18 protein-coding genes are annotated in these 17,900 nt (G+C 50.3%); 9 read left to right on the top strand and 9 right to left on the bottom strand.

The window, feature by feature from the left end:
- The first annotated feature begins 2 nt into the window (after nucleotides 1–2).
- Nucleotides 3–1,391, top strand: coding sequence for an efflux transporter outer membrane subunit (locus GA565_RS12200; protein WP_370518044.1), 1,389 nt, complete (start codon nucleotides 3–5; stop codon nucleotides 1,389–1,391).
- A gap of 134 nt (nucleotides 1,392–1,525) precedes the next feature.
- Here the strand turns inward: GA565_RS12200 and GA565_RS12195 are convergent, their stop codons facing one another.
- Nucleotides 1,526–2,920, bottom strand: a complete 1,395-nt coding sequence (locus tag GA565_RS12195) for an NAD-dependent succinate-semialdehyde dehydrogenase (RefSeq protein WP_152198663.1) — start codon at nucleotides 2,918–2,920, stop codon at nucleotides 1,526–1,528.
- A 128-nt stretch (nucleotides 2,921–3,048) separates the two neighbouring features.
- On the opposite strand from GA565_RS12195, the gene GA565_RS12190 reads away from it, so the two are divergent.
- The 5 genes from GA565_RS12190 (at nucleotide 3,049) to GA565_RS12170 (ending at nucleotide 7,440) form a co-directional block, all read left to right on the top strand.
- Nucleotides 3,049–3,912 (top strand): LysR family transcriptional regulator, encoded by an 864-nt coding sequence (locus tag GA565_RS12190; protein WP_152198662.1) that lies wholly within the window; start codon nucleotides 3,049–3,051, stop codon nucleotides 3,910–3,912.
- A 117-nt stretch (nucleotides 3,913–4,029) separates the two neighbouring features.
- Nucleotides 4,030–4,950: a metal ABC transporter solute-binding protein, Zn/Mn family gene (locus tag GA565_RS12185; RefSeq protein WP_152198661.1), complete on the top strand. Its 921-nt coding sequence runs from the start codon at nucleotides 4,030–4,032 to the stop codon at nucleotides 4,948–4,950.
- A gap of 1 nt (nucleotide 4,951) precedes the next feature.
- Nucleotides 4,952–5,779, top strand: coding sequence for a metal ABC transporter ATP-binding protein (locus GA565_RS12180; protein WP_152198660.1), 828 nt, complete (start codon nucleotides 4,952–4,954; stop codon nucleotides 5,777–5,779).
- A 61-nt stretch (nucleotides 5,780–5,840) separates the two neighbouring features.
- A complete protein-coding gene (locus GA565_RS12175; protein WP_226950958.1) occupies nucleotides 5,841–6,650 on the top strand; it encodes a metal ABC transporter permease in 810 nt (269 codons plus the stop codon).
- Nucleotide 6,651: 1 nt separating this feature from the next.
- Nucleotides 6,652–7,440: a metal ABC transporter permease gene (locus GA565_RS12170; RefSeq protein ID WP_152198658.1), complete on the top strand. Its 789-nt coding sequence runs from the start codon at nucleotides 6,652–6,654 to the stop codon at nucleotides 7,438–7,440.
- 21 nt (nucleotides 7,441–7,461) lie between these two features.
- Here GA565_RS12170 and GA565_RS12165 read toward each other — a convergent pair whose 3' ends face one another.
- On the bottom strand, nucleotides 7,462–8,199 hold the full coding sequence (locus tag GA565_RS12165) for a siderophore-interacting protein (protein WP_152198657.1): 738 nt from the start codon (nucleotides 8,197–8,199) through the stop codon (nucleotides 7,462–7,464).
- A gap of 67 nt (nucleotides 8,200–8,266) precedes the next feature.
- Here GA565_RS12165 and GA565_RS12160 point away from each other — a divergent pair, with 67 nt between their 5' ends.
- A complete protein-coding gene (locus GA565_RS12160) occupies nucleotides 8,267–8,704 on the top strand; it encodes a MarR family winged helix-turn-helix transcriptional regulator (RefSeq protein ID WP_152198656.1) in 438 nt (145 codons plus the stop codon).
- An 828-nt stretch (nucleotides 8,705–9,532) separates the two neighbouring features.
- Nucleotides 9,533–9,745, top strand: coding sequence for a hypothetical protein (locus tag GA565_RS12155; protein WP_152198655.1), 213 nt, complete (start codon nucleotides 9,533–9,535; stop codon nucleotides 9,743–9,745).
- A gap of 64 nt (nucleotides 9,746–9,809) precedes the next feature.
- On the opposite strand, the gene GA565_RS12150 is transcribed toward GA565_RS12155, so the two are convergent.
- From GA565_RS12150 to GA565_RS12135, 4 genes are all read right to left on the bottom strand, one after another.
- Nucleotides 9,810–10,469 (bottom strand): methionine ABC transporter permease, encoded by a 660-nt coding sequence (locus GA565_RS12150; protein ID WP_152198654.1) that lies wholly within the window; start codon nucleotides 10,467–10,469, stop codon nucleotides 9,810–9,812.
- Nucleotides 10,469–11,485, bottom strand: coding sequence for a methionine ABC transporter ATP-binding protein (locus tag GA565_RS12145; RefSeq protein WP_152198653.1), 1,017 nt, complete (start codon nucleotides 11,483–11,485; stop codon nucleotides 10,469–10,471). The genes GA565_RS12150 and GA565_RS12145 overlap by 1 nt, the downstream gene beginning before the upstream one ends.
- A 76-nt stretch (nucleotides 11,486–11,561) precedes the next feature.
- Nucleotides 11,562–12,335, bottom strand: a complete 774-nt coding sequence (locus GA565_RS12140; protein WP_152201469.1) for a MetQ/NlpA family ABC transporter substrate-binding protein — start codon at nucleotides 12,333–12,335, stop codon at nucleotides 11,562–11,564.
- A gap of 170 nt (nucleotides 12,336–12,505) precedes the next feature.
- Complete coding sequence (locus GA565_RS12135; protein ID WP_152198652.1) at nucleotides 12,506–13,525, bottom strand: isopenicillin N synthase family oxygenase; 1,020 nt, start codon at nucleotides 13,523–13,525, stop codon at nucleotides 12,506–12,508.
- Between the two features lie 284 nt (nucleotides 13,526–13,809).
- Here GA565_RS12135 and GA565_RS12130 point away from each other — a divergent pair, with 284 nt between their 5' ends.
- Nucleotides 13,810–14,751, top strand: coding sequence for an alpha/beta hydrolase (locus GA565_RS12130; protein WP_152198651.1), 942 nt, complete (start codon nucleotides 13,810–13,812; stop codon nucleotides 14,749–14,751).
- A 4-nt stretch (nucleotides 14,752–14,755) separates the two neighbouring features.
- Here the strand turns inward: GA565_RS12130 and GA565_RS12125 are convergent, their stop codons facing one another.
- The 3 genes from GA565_RS12125 to GA565_RS12115 all read right to left on the bottom strand — a co-directional run bounded on the left by GA565_RS12125 (nucleotide 14,756) and on the right by GA565_RS12115 (nucleotide 17,829).
- Entirely contained in the window at nucleotides 14,756–15,961 is a 1,206-nt protein-coding gene (locus GA565_RS12125) for an MFS transporter (RefSeq protein WP_152198650.1), read from the bottom strand.
- 273 nt (nucleotides 15,962–16,234) lie between these two features.
- Nucleotides 16,235–16,945: an alpha/beta fold hydrolase gene (locus GA565_RS12120; RefSeq protein WP_226950957.1), complete on the bottom strand. Its 711-nt coding sequence runs from the start codon at nucleotides 16,943–16,945 to the stop codon at nucleotides 16,235–16,237.
- Between the two features lie 35 nt (nucleotides 16,946–16,980).
- On the bottom strand, nucleotides 16,981–17,829 hold the full coding sequence (locus tag GA565_RS12115; RefSeq protein WP_055771766.1) for a helix-turn-helix domain-containing protein: 849 nt from the start codon (nucleotides 17,827–17,829) through the stop codon (nucleotides 16,981–16,983).
- Between the last annotated feature and the right edge of the window lie 71 nt (nucleotides 17,830–17,900).

Genomic DNA, 17,900 nt, shown 5'->3' with positions numbered 1-17,900 from the left:
TTATGTTTCATCATAAAAACATTTACCGTCTGAGCATTATCACCCTGTCAATGCTATTAGCCGGCTGTATTTCACTCGACCCGCACTATCAGCGTCCAGCGGCTCCGGTGCCGAAAACCTGGCCAGACCAGGGTAAAAATTCCGCTGCCAAGACAGTGCTTACGGATTGGCAGCACGTGCTGACTGATCAACGACTGAACAAGGTGGTAGAACGTGCGTTGGTCAGCAACCGCGACCTGCAGCAGTCAATTGCTGATATTGAAGCGGCGCGGGCGCTGTATGGCGAGCAGAACGCCTCGCTATTTCCGACCGTTGACGCCAATTTAACCCACACCCGCAGCCGAACGGCTTCTGATGGCCTAAGCAGTTCTTCAGAAGCCAACGGTGCAGTCAGCAGCTTTGAATTGGATTTGTTTGGCCGTAATCACAGTTTGGCGCGTGCAGCAAAAGAGACGTGGCTTGCAAGCGAAGCCACGGCGCAGAACACCCGCATTACGCTGGTGTCAGAAACCAGCACGGCCTGGATTACCCTGGCTGCGGATAAAAGCAACCTGGCGCTCGGGCAGCAAACCATGGCCAGTGCGGCCGATTCATTACGTATTACTCAACTGCAACTCAAAGAAGGCACTGCCGCAGCGGGAGACGTGAGTGAAGCGATGACGACCTATCAACAAGCGCGTGCCAGCGTTGCCAGCTATCAGACATTGGTGGCACAGGACACCAATGCGCTTAACCTGTTAGTGGGCGAAACGGTGCCAAAAAACCTGCTGCCCGGGACCATTGAAAGTCTGTCACCGCAGGCGATCCAGATTGTTCCCGCAGGCGTATCTTCTTCGGTATTGCTGCGACGGCCTGATGTCATCGAGGCTGAACATAATCTGAAAAGCGAGAATGCCGACATAGGCGCTGCGCGGGCGAACTTCTTCCCGACTATCTCGCTTACGGCCAGTGCAGGCGTTGGCAGCAGTTCGCTGTCGAGTCTGTTTAGCCACGGCGCAGATATCTGGTCATTTGCACCCAGTATTTCGCTGCCGCTGTTTACCGGCGGCAGTAATATCGCCCAGTTGCACTACGCAGAAGCCGAGAAAAAGGGCCTGATTGCCGCCTATGAGAAGGCAATACAAAGCGCCTTCGAAGATGTGGCAAACGCATTGGCGCGCCGTAGTACGCTTGACGAACAGATGGACGCCCAAATTCAGGCCGTGGCCTCAGCTCAGCGCAGTTACGACATTGCGCGCCGCAGTTATCAGGTTGGCAGCGGCGATTACCTCACGGTGCTCACCGATCAGCGTACGCTGTGGTCTACTCAGCTTGACTTGGTATCCCTGCAACAAACCGATTTTGAAAACCGTATTACACTGTGGGAATCGATTGGAGGTGGGCTTCAGTGACACTGTGCTCTGGGTGACAGCCTGAGATGCTTTTCCTACCCTTACCCTTCTCATGAATTGAACGTTACCCCGCTCTTTTAAGCGGGGTAACATTAGGAGGAGAGCGCAACCTTCTTATTATAAAGATTGACCTTTTACCCCTTCTCTACCCATAAGGTTTGCGGGTTAGTAAACTCGCGGATACCAAAGTGGGAAAGCTCACGGCCAAAACCGCTTTTCTTCACGCCGCCAATCGGTACGCGCGGGTCGGAAAAACTCGGGGAATTGATGAACATGCCACCAGTATAAACCTGCTTGGCAAGATTTTTCGCGGCTTCAATGTCGCGGCTCCACAGACTGCCTCCCAGTCCAAACTCAGAGTCATTTGCCATGCGAATAGCGTCGTCCGCGTCTTTTGCCTTGATAAGTGAAGCTACCGGGCCAAACAGTTCTTGTTTAAAGCTGGTCATACCCGGCTTAACATTGCCCAGTACAGTGGGTGCATAATAGTTGCCTTCTCCTGCCAATGGCTCACCGCCGAGCAGCAACGTTGCGCCTTCTGCCAACGTTGCTTTAACCTGTCCATCCAACTCGTCGCGTAGATCAAAACGCGCCATCGGGCCGAGATAGGTCGACTCGTCACGTGGGTCGCCCATTTTAAGCGTCTGCACCGCCGCCAAGAATTTTTCGGTGAACTCTTCCATTATCGATGCTTCAACAATGATACGTTTAGCCGAAATGCAAATTTGCCCATTGTTCATGAAGCGCCCGGCAATGGCGCCCTTCACCGCCGCGTCAATATCAGCATCGGCCAATACAACAAAGGCGTCGGAGCCGCCAAGCTCCATCACACATTTTTTAAGCGCGGCGCCCGCCATTGAGGCAATCGCGGAACCGGCACGCACGCTACCTGTCAACGTAATAGCAGCGATTCTGTCGTCTTTAATACTTGCGGCAACGGCGGCATTATCCGCGTTGTAAACATCAAACAAGCCTTGTGGAACACCCGCTTTGGTGACAATGTCACGTAAAAGATACGCGCTTCCCATCACGTTGGGCGCGGGTTTCAACAGGTAGCTATTACCGGCCAGAATAATTGGCACGGCACCGCGCAACACCTGCCAGACAGGGAAGTTCCACGGCATCACCGACAATACCGGCCCCAGCGGCAAATAGTTTACCCACGCTTTATCATCTTCAACCAGCGTCGGTTCTGCCGCCAGCATCGCCGGACCGTTTTCGGCGTACCACTCACACAGCGCTGCACTTTTTTCAATTTCAGCCAAGGCCTGAGTGACCGGTTTACCCATCTCTGAAGTCATCATTCCAGCCAGAGCCGCTGAATTGTCTCGCAAGCCCTGCGCCATGTTTTGCAGCAAACGAACTCGGTCGTCCATTGCACTGTTTTTCCAGCTGTTAAAGGCATCCTGAGTGCCTTGTAACGCCGCATCGACTTCCTGAGCAGTGGCAAACGGATAATGTTTCAGCACTTCACCGTTAGCCGGATTGCGTGAGGTTGCGCCCGCTGGCGCCGTTGTTGAATGAGTCATCTAAGCCACCTTTTTAATGAGGAAATATGCTGTCTGTCTTCAATACTAGACTTGTGAAATAATTTTTAAAAATGAATAATAATGAAGATAACCATCTCATTTTGAGAAAGAATGGCACGGAGATATTCATGGACCTCACCCAACTCGACGTTTTTGTTGCCGTGGCCGAAGAAGGCAGCGTGACTGCCGCCGCCGACCGACTGCATCGCGTACCTTCAAATATATCAACAAGAATCAAACAGTTGGAGGATGAGCTTGGCACCCAACTGTTTCATCGTGAAAAGCTGCGATTGCATATTTCCGATCCCGGTAAAACGTTTCTGGGTTATGCCAAACGGATTTTGGCGCTGTCCGAAGAGGCAAAACAGAGCGTTTCCGGGCATCGACCAAACGGGATTTTTACCCTCGGTTCAATCGAGAGCTGCGCGGCGGTGCGCATTCCACCGGTGCTTACCCGCTACCACCAGGCCTACCCCGAGGTGGAATTAGACCTTTCAACCGGTCCCTCAGGCGATATGATTGACGGGATAATGTCTGGCCAATTCAGCGCGGCCTTTGTCGATGGACCACCAAAACATCCCGAGCTTGAGGGCGTGCCAGTTTTTGATGAGGAAATGGTTCTGATCTCGGCGTTAAACCACCCACCGGTCATGCGCGCACGAGATATTTCGGGCTCGACTATTTATGCTTTTCGCGCCAACTGTTCGTATCGCCGGCTGTTTGAAAACTGGTTTGCACAAGATGATGCGGTGCCGGGCAGGATTTACGAGATGGAGTCCTATCACGGCATTGTTGCTTGCGTAACAGCGGGCGCCGGGCTCGCGCTGATCCCTGCAAGCATGCTCGACGGCATGCCGGGTAAAACCGGCGTAAAGGCGTTTCCATTAAGCAATCAAGCTGGGAAGATAAAAATTTGGCTGATGTGGCGCAGGGGGATGGCGGCGGCGAATTTGAAAGCAATGGTCACTCTGCTGGACGCAATGCACGCCTAGCGATACATTCACAAACAACTGGTTACCTCTGGTAGCTTGTTATCAACCCCCTATAGATGTAACGTTATAACATATCAATTAATAGGTTGTTATTTTATAATTCTCTAAGGGGTTGGGATGAAAAACAAGTTAAAAGTAATTGCTGCGGCAGTGGCTTTGGTAACAGTTTATGGCGGACAAGCGGCAGCGGCCTCTTCAACCGTGCTGCACGCGGTTGGCGTTGAAAATCAGTATGCTGATGTTATTTCGCAAATTGGTGGTAAATATGTGGAAGTGACGGCTATCGAGACCGATCCTAATACTGACCCACACACGTTTGAGGCCAGCCCGAAGATTGCAGCTGAAATTGCCCATGCTGATTTAGTGGTCAAAAATGGTTTGGGCTACGACGCCTGGACGAATAAGTTTCTTGCTTCAGCACCCAACGCCGCGCGTAAGGTGATTGACGTGCAGCAGCTTTTGGGCCTGCCGGACAATACGCCTAACCCCCATCTGTGGTACAAGCCAGAAACCATGCCAGCAGTAGCCAAGCAAATTGCTGCCGACCTTAGCGCGTCATTGCCCGCACAGAAGGCTTACTTCGACGCTAATGCCAAAAAGTTTGAAGCTTCTCTTGCGCCTTGGCACGCGGCTCTTGCCGAGTTAAAAAGCCAGTTTGCCGGCACCGAAGTTGCCGTAACTGAACCGGTGGGTGACTATTTGCTACAGGCCGGTGGTTTAAAAATTGCTACACCTTTCAATCTTGAAGCTGCCATTATGAACGGTACAGACCCAGCCCCGCAGGACGTCACGGCGCAAAATGCCCTGTTTAGCGACGGAATTCTTAAAGTGTTTGTTTATAACCAACAGGTTACTGATCCATTAACTGAAACCTTCCTTAATCAGGCTAAATCCCACCACGTTCCTATTGTCGGCGTATATGAAACCATGCCAACCCCAGGCTACACCTATCAGAGCTGGATGCTGGCAGAAACCAAGGCGCTTATCAGTGCGTTGAAAGACAAAATCTCAACTGAAAGCCTGCTGGCAAGTCACTAAGATGGCAACCGAGGACGGCGGCGTGCTGGTCGCAGAAAATCTCAGCGTATCATTTTCTGGAAAATCCGTGTTGGAGGGGGTGAGTTTCTCCCTTAAAGCCGGTGAATTCTGCGGGTTAATTGGTTCTAACGGCTCGGGTAAAACCACTCTCCTCAGAACGTTACTCGGCTTTCAGCCCTTAGACAGCGGCAGCGTGATGCTTGATGGCAAAGCGGGCAAGGCGGGTATGAATTCTGTGGGATACGTTCCGCAAAAAATCATGCTTGATGCCGAGATCCCCCTACGTGCCAGAGATCTTGTGGCGCTGGGGCTTAATGGGCAGCGGCTCGGACTTAGCCTGAATTCAAAGAAGGTGAAACAGCAGGTTGATGCCATGCTCAAAGAAGTGGGCGCAGAAGCGTTCGCCGATAAGCGTATTGGTAATCTTTCCGGTGGCCAGCAGCAGCGAGTGCTTATCGCTCATGCCCTGATCCGCCGTCCTCGTTTACTCTTACTCGACGAACCCCTGGCGAATCTTGATATTCGCAGTGTGTCTGAGATTGTGGCGCTGTTGCGCCACCTTTCACGCGCCCATCAGGTCACTATTCTTCTGTCGGCGCATGATATGAATCCGCTGCTGTCATCCATGGACAGCATCGTTTACCTCGCCAGTGGCCGTGCTGCAAGCGGAAAAACTGATGACGTCGTGCAAAGCCGCGTGCTAAGCGAACTCTATGGCCATCCGATTGAGGTTTTACGGGTCATGAACCGTGTACTGGTGATTGCCGCCAACGCCTCTAGTGAACCGTGCGCCCTTTCTATGCCTGATGAAAACCTGATGAAAGTATGATTTTTCTATGAATTCCCTGATAAATTTCTTAGTAGAGCCGGGGTTTTTTACCAGTGCGCCCGTGCATACCGCGCTCATTATTGGCGGCGGTACCGCTGTCGTTTCCGGCGTGGTCGGCGTTTTTACCGTTATTCGTGGTCAGTCTTTTGCAGGGCACGCACTGGCCGACGTCAGCAGCGCGGGCGGTGCACTCTCTTTTTTGTTGGGCATTAACCCGCTGATTGGCCTACTCGGCATGGCGCTAATCGCTTCATTTAGCATGGAGCTGGTTGATATTCGCCGCGCACGTGAGCGTGACCTAATGACCGGCATCGTGCTAGGTGCGGGGCTCGGACTGGCGGCACTGTTGCTCTATTTTGACGTCACCAGCCATAGCACCACCGGTGCGGCCATCACTGTGATGTTTGGCTCGATGTTTGCTATACCCGCTTCAATGATACCGCTGGCCCTGTGGCTTGGGGGCGGCGCGCTGGGGGTTATCGGTATTATTTATCGCCCCCTGCTGCTCAGCTCTCTCGACAAAGAGTTGGCCGAAGTGTTGGGCGTTAATACTCGCCTCGTGTCACTTATTTATCTGTCGCTGTTATCACTGGCGGTTACGCTTTCGGCCATGACAGTGGGCGCCGTGCTTTCCACTGCCCTGCTGATTGGCCCCGCGGCTGTCGCGCTCAGGCTCACCCATCGACCGTTTACAGCGGTTCTACTCGCCGTGATTATCGGCCTTGCAGCAACGTGGGGGGGTATTGCGCTGGCCTACGACAGTTTTTACTGGACGCCGGGTCACGGTTGGCCGGTCAGTTTTTTCATTGTGGCGTTGATTTTCATCGCCTATCTGGCCGCTACTCACCTTATCCCCATCAGGAAGCAGTAACATGTTCTCCAGTTTTATGATTAACACTTGGGTCGTCGTGACATTGGTGGCAATTGTCGCAGGTTTTGTCGGATTTTTTATCGTGCTGCGCGGTGCCTCGTTCGCCGCTCATGCTCTTCCCCTTGGCACTTTTCCCGGTGCTGCGCTGGCCAGTTTACTGGGCATAAACAGCTTTATAGGACTGATTACGTTTGCCGGTCTCGGGGTGATAGGTATCAACCAACTGGCGAAAAATGGTCGTCACGAAGTGGCAACCGCCCTGACGCTGGTGATGTTGTTAAGCCTCGGCACGGTATTTTTAAGCATGAGCAGCCAGTATTCACAGCAGGTTTATGCCCTGCTGTTTGGCGAAGTGCTGGGCGTCAGCAGCGCTGAACTTGTGCCGGTAGGCATCACCAGCCTGTTGGTGATAGGGCTGACTGCGAAGCTGTTTTACTCACTGGTAATAAGCTCAGTTTCAGCGGAGTTAGCCGAAGTTCAAGGCGTTTCAGCCAAAAAAATGGAGTTGTTGTTTTTGGCTATTTTGGCGCTATCAACCGCCATGGCGTTGCCCGTGGTTGGCGCGCTATTGGTATTCAGTCTGATGGTAGGTCCCGCCGCGGTGGCACGCACGCTGACTTCGCGACCTATAGCAGCCGTCTTACTCTCGATTGCCATCGCTCTTTTAACCGTCTGGCTCGCAATCGCGATTTCTTATGAAACCAACTGGCCAGTTGGATTTTTTGTTGGTGGATTTGGGGCACTTTTTTATGGCATCGCGAAGGGATATGCTGCCCTGAGGGGCAGCTAAAAAGCGCGATGAGATCTGCGGTTAAGACACTTCTTCATGAAACGCGGCGGTTCTTTTTTTCCAATAGGCCGAGGTACGTATGGCATTAATGTTGTGACCTTTTTCCTCAACAAAAATGTTGCGCAGCGCCTTAATAATCGAGGCCTCGGCGGCACACCATACAAAGCCTTCACCTGCCGCAAGCTGATGATTGATAGCCCATTCCGTTAGCTGCTCTGGGGTGTCCACCCAAATAATTTCAGGATTTGCCTGTGAGCTAAATGTGAGACGATCCTGCTTGTCGGCAGCCAAGGCAACGACGGTAACGCGCGTCCCAGCCGGTAGCTCTTCTAAACGACGCGCAATGGCCGGAAATGCCGTTTCGTCACCCAGCATCAACTGCCAGTCATAATCCATTGGGATAACCCGAGAACCCCGCGGACCGGCTATAAAAGCTTTGTCACCGGCTTTAACATTTTCTGCCCACTGGTTGGCAGGCCCTTCTCCGTGCATGGCGAATTCTATAACCAACTCTTTTTTAACATTGTCGTATGAACGCGGTGTGTAATCGCGCATCGCCGGTTCGGCCGCCTCGGGATTAACAATAAATTTTATGTGGTCATCAAATGATGCACTGATAAAATCAGCCAGCGAATCACCGGTGAGGGTGATGCGTTTAAATCCCGGACTGATTTGCTCAACGTTCACCACGTCAAGCTGGCGGCGTTTTATTTCATGACGAATGAGTTGCACGCGGCTGATGGATAAATTGTCGGTCATGGTAAAATTGTTCCACTTGGTTGATAATATCAACAATCTAAATGAGAATAGGAGACATTGTCAACTAATGAGTGAATCCCACAATGACGATGTGCTGTGGATAATGCATATGATTATGCATCGCTATCGCGCCAAACAGTTTGAGCTCCTGCGTGATGGAAACTATGACATCACCCATATGGAAGCCAAAGTTTTAAGTTATCTTGGCCGTTATCCAGGCGCTGTACAGGGCGATTTGTCACGTTTTATGGAACGAGATAAAGCGCAACTTGCCAGGCTTATCAAGGGCCTGCGCGACAAAGGCCTACTAACCAGCGACCCCGACGCAGACGACCGCAGAATTATGCGTTTAACGCTCACTGAAGCCGGACGTGAAGTGAAAAAAATTATGCATCTGCAGGGGCAAGAGCTTAAAAAAGTCGCCATTGAAGGACTGAGTGAGGAAGAGCATCAGCAGTTGCTTAGCCTGGTCCGCCGTGTGTACGATAATTTTGAGCGGCAGTAAACAGGTTAGGCTATGGACTAAAACTCAAAAAAGAGCATAAAAAAACCTATGACTGAAAAAGTCATAGGCTCCGCAACTGGGATAAAAATCACATTCGACAAGACCGGGGAGATCTCAACAACGTTACTGCTCTTACTTCAGGAGAAAATCATCTTACCGCTTACCACTCGAGCTGTTTAAATAGCACAGCTCATTCCAATAACTGCGACGTAATAGCCGCTGATATTGACTACTTCTGGCGATACCAGGAAGGGTCAATATTTCCGAGTTCGATGCCATATAAGGATCCTGTAACAAGAAGCGATTCAACTAACCGTGAGCTATCCGCAGGAGACCGTGAAAAGAATGTCGCAGAACATCGGCGCTTAATGCTTTGCCACAAAGAATTGGTGGATAAATTTTTAGCCATCACACACTCCTTATTTACCGATTTGTTTGGGGCGTATTCCCCGTCGACTGGAAACAGTAAACCAATAAACCGCTGCTAATTGAACTAATCCTTTTAACTTTGCTTATCTGTAAAACGGCATAACGACACACCGTATTCAGCAAGATATATTTAATGTTTAGTCAAACCCTCCAAACCATTTATTTTCCGGCATTTAGTTTAGAAGCATCTAAAAACACAGTAAGGAAATCAATAATTACAGACTAACTTCATACTGCACCTAACAATAACTTGCCGTACATTAATCAAGATGTGAGACTTCTTAAGTCAACCAGATTTTATTAATGTCGACGCCAGCCTTTTAAAATAAACTCATTTCATACCTTACAAATAGTTCATGCTTTAGCGAGACAAGCTTGAACATAACAAAGGATTTATCTATGCCACATAATATTATGAGCATCATGGGTTATGTTGGCAGTATCGCCTCTCGAATATATCCAGCCTTTAATCAACTTTTCATGAATGATATACAAGTACAAAATACCCACCACGTCCCTCTCAGCAGTAACCAATACACGCTTGATAAAGCGCTAGAGAAGTATGAGGAACGTGACAAATTGCAGTTAGAAGCGCGTGAACAGACTCAATAATATAACCTGTTGCGGTATTGCATAGTGCAGATACGGCAACAGGTTAGCGATATTTTTTAAGTCATTACTCCCGGCGCAGGCGACGTGAAATCACATTACCGACTGATTGAAGGCCTTGAACCACAATAATCAATACCACCGCAGTAGAAACCGTGGCAAAGGTGTCAAAGCGCTGATAGCCGTAAGTAATGGCCAAGTCCCCGATGCCACCGCCGCCTACGGTTCCCGCCATCGCGGTGGCGCCAATCAGGCCAATCGTTGCGGTAGTCAGTGCTAAAACGAGTGAGGCCAGTGCTTCAGGCAGTAAAAAGTGCCAAATTGCCTGCAGCGGCGTCGCGCCCATGGATTTCGCCGCCTCAATAATTCCCGGATTAATTTCCAGCAGCGAGCTCTCAACCAGACGCGCAATATAGGGGGCAATAAATATAATGAGTGGCACAATAGCACCCGCGGTACCAATAGTGGTATGTACCACCAAACGAGTAAACGGGATGATAGATATCATTAAGATGATAAACGGCAGGGAGCGTACAATATTGATAATAGGGTTGATTACCGTATAGAAAAATCGATTATTTACCAGTCCGCCCGGACGAGTAATGACCAATAAAATACCCAGTGGCACGCCAAGCAGTGAGCCTATCAGCAGAGAAACGCTGACCATTAATAGCGTGTCCTGCATCGCGGCAATAAATTGGTCCAAGGTGATAGCGGTCTCAAACATTAATGCAACTCCTCTACCCGCACGCCGCAGCTTTGCAAATAAACAATGGCATTGTGCAGCAGTTCTGCATCACCGGTTAACTGAATTATCATAAACCCAAGAACGGTTTCCTGAACTTCTGACATGCTGGCGAACAGGATATTAAATTCTACACCGTAGGCCTTAATCATCTGATAAATAACCGGCTGACCTGCGGTTTCACCTAGAAACTCCAGACGATAACGGCGAACGCGGTTATTATCGACCGGCGGAGAATCGATACTTTCCGGTAGGCTGTCGTGAACCAGCGTGCGAACAAAATTTAGCGTGGTGGGATGCTTGGGCTGACCAAAAACGTCAAGTACGTTGCCATGTTCCACAATGCTGCCATTTTCCATCACTGCCACTTTATTGCAGATTTTTTGGATCACCGACATCTCGTGCGTAATCACCACCAGTGTCACATTAAACTGCTGACTAATACGTTTGAGAAGTACCAAAATCTGCGAGGTTGTTTGCGGGTCCAGCGCCGACGTGGCCTCGTCGCAGAGTAGAATCGAAGGGTTGGTGGCCAGTGCCCGGGCAATGCCAACACGCTGTTTTTGGCCACCGGACAGCTCGGCAGGATAACTGGCTGCACGATCTGCCAGGCCGACAACTTCAAGCAGTTCGTTAACACGCTCGCTGATAAACGCCTTACTTTTCCCGGCCAGAATCAGTGGAATAGCCACATTTTTCCATACAGTTTTCGACTCAAGCAGGTTGAAACCCTGGAAAATCATGCCAATATCTTTTTTCATCTCTCTAAGTTGCTTCGGGTTAAAATCGCCAATAACCTTACCCTTAACGACGACTCTGCCCGAGGTGGGTGCCTCAAGCGCGTTGATAAGCCGTACTAACGTACTTTTACCCGCGCCGCTGTAGCCAATAATGCCGTATATATCCCCCTGTTCTATTTTTAAATTGATATTATTAAGTGCCCGTGTGGTTTTACCTTTGCGCTGAAATACTTTATCAACGTCCTGCAGCTCTATCATTGCCCTGCCCCGATAATTAATGCATAACCATCGACTCGCCGGCGAGTCAGCGTGACCGGCGAGTCAAATATATTTTTTATTTTAAATAGTCTGGCAGCAGGTAGCCCTGATACTGCTCAGTGGACAAGATGTAGTGCTTAAACTCTGCTGAGTGATAACCGGCGATAATATCTTTGGCAAACTGCGCATCTTTATTCTTACCGGCGATAGTCACCACGTTAATAAAGCCTTTGACCGGATTTTCAAGTTTGAGCGCACTGTTGAGCTTTATCCCGCTGGACACGGCAAAGTTGCCTTGAATAGCACCGTAGTCAACGTCCGGCAGGGCGCGAACTTGCTGCGCATTGTCCATTTCTTTAAATACCAGCTTATACGGATTTTCAGTGATATCTTTTTGCGAGAAGGTCGCCGGGTCTGATTTTGGGGAAATTTTTATCCAACCCAGGTCCTGAAGCAGCAGTGCAGCACGGTATTCGTTCGAGGCCTGATTGGGTACCGAGATGGTTTCACCGGCTTTGGGGATTTCACCCTTCTGGTGTTTATTGGAGTAGAGGCCCATAGGTGGGGTAGGAACTTGCACAATACCGATATTATTAATGCCAAGCCGTTCATTAATAGCCTGCAGATAAATAGGATGCTGCATAATATTACCGTCAATAGCACCGGTATCAACGGCATTGTTGACCTGAATACCGTCACTAAAGTCTTTGTAGACCAGCTTGTAACCTTTGGCTTCCAGGAAGGGACCTACGCCCTTGGCAAATTGCTCCTGATAGGGTCCTGGATTAAATCCGAGGGTAATGGTTTTTTTAGTATCATCTGCGGCATGCCCTGCTGAACTTACTGCCATTAATAATAAAGATGCCAAAAACGTAATCTTACCTGTCGACATACAAATAGCCCTTTTTGATTGTTTATCGTCTAGGGCTATCCAATCATATTGGTTCTCGGGAGCTAAACAATTAAAACAGAATAGCTAAGCCATTTATTATCTAATAAATGGCTTAGCAGCATGTTTATTCAGGAAACGAGAATATCAGCGTAAAAACGCTCGGCCACGTCAGGATGCGAGCGCAAACGCCCTTTCAGATAGTTCCAGCCAACGTCGCGCAACAGAGGGTTTTGCGGATCACTTTCAGGGCCATTTGCCTGAGCCGCCAACTCTGCCGGCAGCTGAAATACCGGCACGATTGCGTCAAGCTTGGCTCCGAGGAAGAAGGCTAGCGAAAGACGTTCACTTTCTGCCGGTGGCGCTATAACACGGTGCACGGTAGCGCGCAGATAACCGTTGGTCGCCAACTCAAGCAGCTCACCAATATTAACCACAAATGTGCCCTCAATCGGCAATGCGTCTACCCAGCGGCCGTCCTCTACCTCCACCTGCAGTCCTTTTTGTCTGTCTTGCAGCAGGAAGCTTAGAAAACCAGAATCTTTGTGTGCGCCCACGCCCTGATTACTTTCGTCGGCACCTCTTCCCGGATAACGAATCAGCTTAATATGCTCATTGGGCTTATCGCCATAAAGAGGATCAAAAGCGTCTAGCGGAAGAGACAGCGCCTCGGCAAAGGCGCGAAGAATTTTAAGCGACATGCCAGTCATCGCTTTTTGCCAGTTTAACAGCAGCGGTTTAAGCTCAGGCAGCGTTTCAGGCCACTGATTGGGTCCCTGAAGTCGTGACCAGGCCGGTGAGTTTTCGTCCTGTACTATGGGTAAACGCTCGGCACCGAGATCAAACTGTTCACGCCAGTCTGGCTGTCCACGCGTACGCTCGGAGGCGGCGCGATTGTAACCACGGAAATGCTTGGAATTGACCATAGCAACCCGGTCTTTTTCTGGCTGAGGCAGCGCAAAAAAGTGTCGGGAAGTGGTCTGTACTTGAGATAGCAGCGTTGAATCAATGCCGTGGTTTATTAGATAAAAGAAACCAACATCACGCGCGGCAATGCGAAGTTCTTCAAGAAATTCAGTACGTTCATTCGAACTGCCGTCGAGTTTTGACAGGTCAATGAGGGGAATTGTTGAAACGATAGAATGAGACATAACCTACTCCATAGTTAATCTCTGTAAACTCTATCATTGCAAAACAGACGCCCTAAAGGATTTAAAGTGCATTACTTATGCAGCTATATTTATATATGTCGATGATGTTAAGTCACATTTCATTTCAAAACTAAAGGAAATGAAGCATCAATCTTGATATAACCTCATGATTTCATCACTTTTCATTGTTAATCCTAGCCAGGTAATCAGAAATTCCTCACGAATTTAATGAATACTCAGAATTCTTACTTACACTCAGATTCTTATTATCAGCAGGTGATTACATGAACCGTCGTAATTTTATTATTGGAGCAAGCGCAGTATTTCTTGCTGGGTGCGTAAACGCAAAAAAACGGCATCTGAGTGAACCGCAGACAGCCGAATCACTGCGGCTCTGGCCTTCAACACCTCCCGGCGGCGGTGGACCCGTTGGGCCAATGAAAATCAGTAAGCGTGGGGCCGTTAGCAACGTTAGCACTCCACATCTCACCGTTTATCAGCCAGAAAATCCAAACGGCTCGGCCATGCTGATCGCCGCCGGTGGAGGCTATAAACGTATAGAAATGGAGTCTGAGGCTCATCCTGCCGCACAGTGGCTCAGCGAAAGAGGCATCACTGCCTTTGTGCTTACCTATCGTTTACCGAACGAAGGTTGGCAGGCGGGCGCAATGGCTCCTTTGCAGGATGCACAACGTGCGCTGCGGTTAATTCGTGCGAATGCCAATAAATATGGCATCCGTAAAGATAAGCTTGGCGTTTTGGGCTTCTCGGCCGGTGGGCATTTATTGGGTATGGCCTCGGTGCGGGCTGATTTTCAGTCCTACTCGGCAATCGACGAGATTGACAACCACAGTGCAAAACCAGATGTTAGCGCGCTTATCTATCCGATAATTACGCTCGAAGCACCCTATTCCGATACGTCAACGGCGCATATTCTGGTTGGCAGGCACGCTGACGAGCGAGAAGCGGCGCGGTGGTCAGTACAAAACTTTGTCACGCCACAGACGCCGCCCATGTTCTTAGCGCAGGCCAAGGACGACCCAATATCCAATCCGATGAATACCGTTATCATGAAAGAGGCCTGCGATAAAATGCACGTTCCCTGTGAACTGCATCAGCTTGCCAGCGGCGGTCACGGTTTTGGTATGGGCAAACCCGGAACGCCGACTGAAATCTGGCCGCATTTTTATCGCAACTGGTTACAGCGTGAAGGCGAGCTGAGTTAAGTTTTTACGGCCCCGTAACCCGTGACTGCTGCGGATGAGAAACAAAGATGCTTACGCAGGCCAGTAATGCCAGTACACCGCCCAGAATGAACGCTGCGGCGGTGCCCTGCGTATCGGCCAGCACGCCACCGAAAAAGGCACCACAGGCCAGGGCAATCTGAAATACACAAACCATCAGTGCCGAGCCACTTTCAAACATGGCAGGCGAGGCCTGATAAATCCAGATATTAAGGCATACCGGCAGCGCACCAAATGCCAGCCCCCAAAGAATAACTAACGTCGACGCGGCGGTAACGCTGCTGCTAACCTGCGAAGCGATTAACACCGAGAGTGCCAGCAGTAATACGTTGCCTAAAAATGCACGCCTCACGCCAAATTCACGCACGGTCACTTCCGTAAGGAAAGTTCCGATTAGTCCTGCAACGCCGTAGCACATCAGCAGCAGCGAGATATCGGACGCAGACAATCGCACTTGAAATCGCAGCCATGGTTCGAGGTAGGTGTAGGCGGAAAATTGCGCGGAGGCCATGAAAATGCCAATAATCAGTCCTCGGCGCACCCCTTTAATTTTTGCCACGGTCAACAAAGAACCTAAACCCAGCGAGTTTTTGGCAGGCAGTGAAGGCAGTGCAAACCATTGATAAACGAATACTGCAACGGCCAAAACAGTGTTCATGGTAAAGGCCATACGCCAACCGAAAAGCTCGCCGATAAACGCGCCGGCGGGAACGCCCGCTACCGTTCCCACGGCTACACCGGCGCTGATCAGTGAAATAGCCCGAGCGCCCTGCGCTTCACTTACCATCCTTCTACCCGCTGGAATAGCGAAAGCCCAGAACCCCCCCACGCCGAAGCCCAGAATAAATCGCCCAAGTAACAGTGCGGGAAAACTGTGAGCAAACATGGCGATGGCATTTGAGACGATAATGCTACCTGACAGCATCAGTAATAATGTTCGGCGGTTCAAGCGCCGGGAAAACAGCATCAACAGCGGAGCGGCTAAAGCAGCCACCAGACCGGGTAGCATAATGGCCCATCCGGCCTGCCCCTCGCTAACGCCAAGGGCATGCGCAATAGGGCTCAGCAGGCCAATCGGTAAAAACTCGGTGTTGACCAGAATAAAGGTCCCGCACGCAAGCGATAATACCGCCAGCCAGCGGTGCATTGACGAGGTTTGTGGTTCAGACTCGAGGGTGGTGCATTCAGACATTATTATTATTTCCGCAGGTATTTTACAGTTATCAAACGTGATACCTGTCACAACGTCAAGCCGCCTCCGCACATATTGTCACGTAATTAAACATTCAGACATCCATCAGTTTGTGTGTTTTCTAGGGCTGTTACGCCCTGTCAGGCGATTTCTGCAGAGGGGCTTATATTGTGGCTTGGTTTAAAAATATATAAGTATGTTGTAACTAATTTGCCGTTAAAACAATCTTCAGCGCACCGACCGTTGTTTTTTACCAATTCTAGTTCGTTGCGTTTATCGATTATTCAGCCAGCCAATCATCTCTTCACAAAATTTCGCGGGTTGTTCAAGCGGGATCATATGGCCACAGTTTTCAATCACCCGCAGCTCAGCACCTGGGATGTTTTCCTGCAGTTCCTCAGACTCCTGCAGGCTGCGCATACGATCGTTTTTGGCCGCAATAATCAGTGTTGGGCAGTGAATTTTCGCCAACAAATCAGTGTCAGCATTGCGGTCTAACCGAGACTGGCGAACAAAAACATCATAACCAAGCCTCTGCCCCATTCCTTTCAGGCGCTGGAGCAACGCGGGATCGCGGCTGCGGTCTTGATGGAGTGAATAGCCGAGCGAAACATTACTCAGGCCATTATACGAATGCGGCGTGACGGCATCGGCGGCACTGGCCTTAGTGCGTTGCTGCTGCTCGGAGTCAGCACGGCTTGAAGTGGCCGCTAAAATTAACGATGTGACACGCTCAGGGATACGCTGAACTATTTTGCGGGCGATGTAGCCGCCCATGGAAAACCCGAGCAGCGCGAACGTCGGCGGACAGCATTTGATAATGCGCTCCGCCATGTCGTCCATGCTCTCGCCCTGGTCCAACTGGGCAAAAGTCAGTACGCCGCCGTGGCGTTGCAAAGGTTCGACCATGTCATCCCACAGCCGGTCATCGGTCATATATCCGGGGATCAGTACAATATTACCCAACACCATAATGTTGTTCATTCCGTTAATTCATTCAAAAAATGTATTATTTAGGCCTATGCTACGTTCTCGGTCAGTGAAAATCCACGGATTGGCAGTTGAGGACTGTTGGCACAGTCAGAGAGGTAACGTGCCGGTGGTTTGCCCTGCGCTTTGCGAAACATAGTGACGAAGCTGCTGGCGCTTTCATAGCCCAAATCCAGGGCTACGGTTTGCACGCTGGCACCCTCAGACAATTTCTGCAGCGCCAATATGACGTGCAGCTGCTTGCGCCAGCGGTGCACACTGACCCCGACCTGACTGGTAAAAGTACGGGTCAAGCTGCGCTCACTCATGCCGATCCGTCCCGCCCACTCTGCCAACGTAGACTTGTCGGCCGGATCCTGCAGCATACCGTCAGTCAGTTGACGCAGTCGATTATCGCGCGGCAGCGGCAGGTATAAATCCTCCACTTTTGCTACGGCAAGCTGATCGAGCAGTACGTTAATCATCTTGCCCTCAGGGCCCTGTTGGTCATAAAGCAACGGGAAATGTGCAGCATGCAGCAGCAGCTCACGCAGTAAAGGGGTAACAGAAAGCGTACAGCAGGTGGTCGGCAGATAAAGATTGGCATCCGGCTCAACGAACAGGCTGTAGCACTGATTGACGCCCGTACCTCGCGCGGAATGCATAACCTCGCTGGGGATCCAGATAGCACACTGCGGCGGCACCACCCAAACACCCTGCTCCAACTCACAGCTGATAATGCCTTCCAGCGTATAAATAAGCTGCGCTTTGCGGTGACGATGCATGGCTTTTTCCCACGCGCCGTTGGCCCTTGACGCACCTAAGGCAACCACTGGACGGTCGATATCATCGATTGCAACACGATCGCAATCATTGGTCCCACACTGAATGATTGGCATTGTTGTTTAAGATTCCGTTAAGGTTTGGCTGATTTGATAAATAATATGGCTGAATTGCGCATTGTAGTCCA

Source organism: Rouxiella sp. S1S-2 (assembly GCF_009208105.1).
In the GTDB taxonomy this organism is placed as follows: Bacteria; Pseudomonadota; Gammaproteobacteria; order Enterobacterales; family Enterobacteriaceae; genus Rouxiella.
The sequence above is the reverse complement of the archived record's forward strand: the minus strand, read 5'-3'. Positions and strand labels throughout refer to the sequence as shown.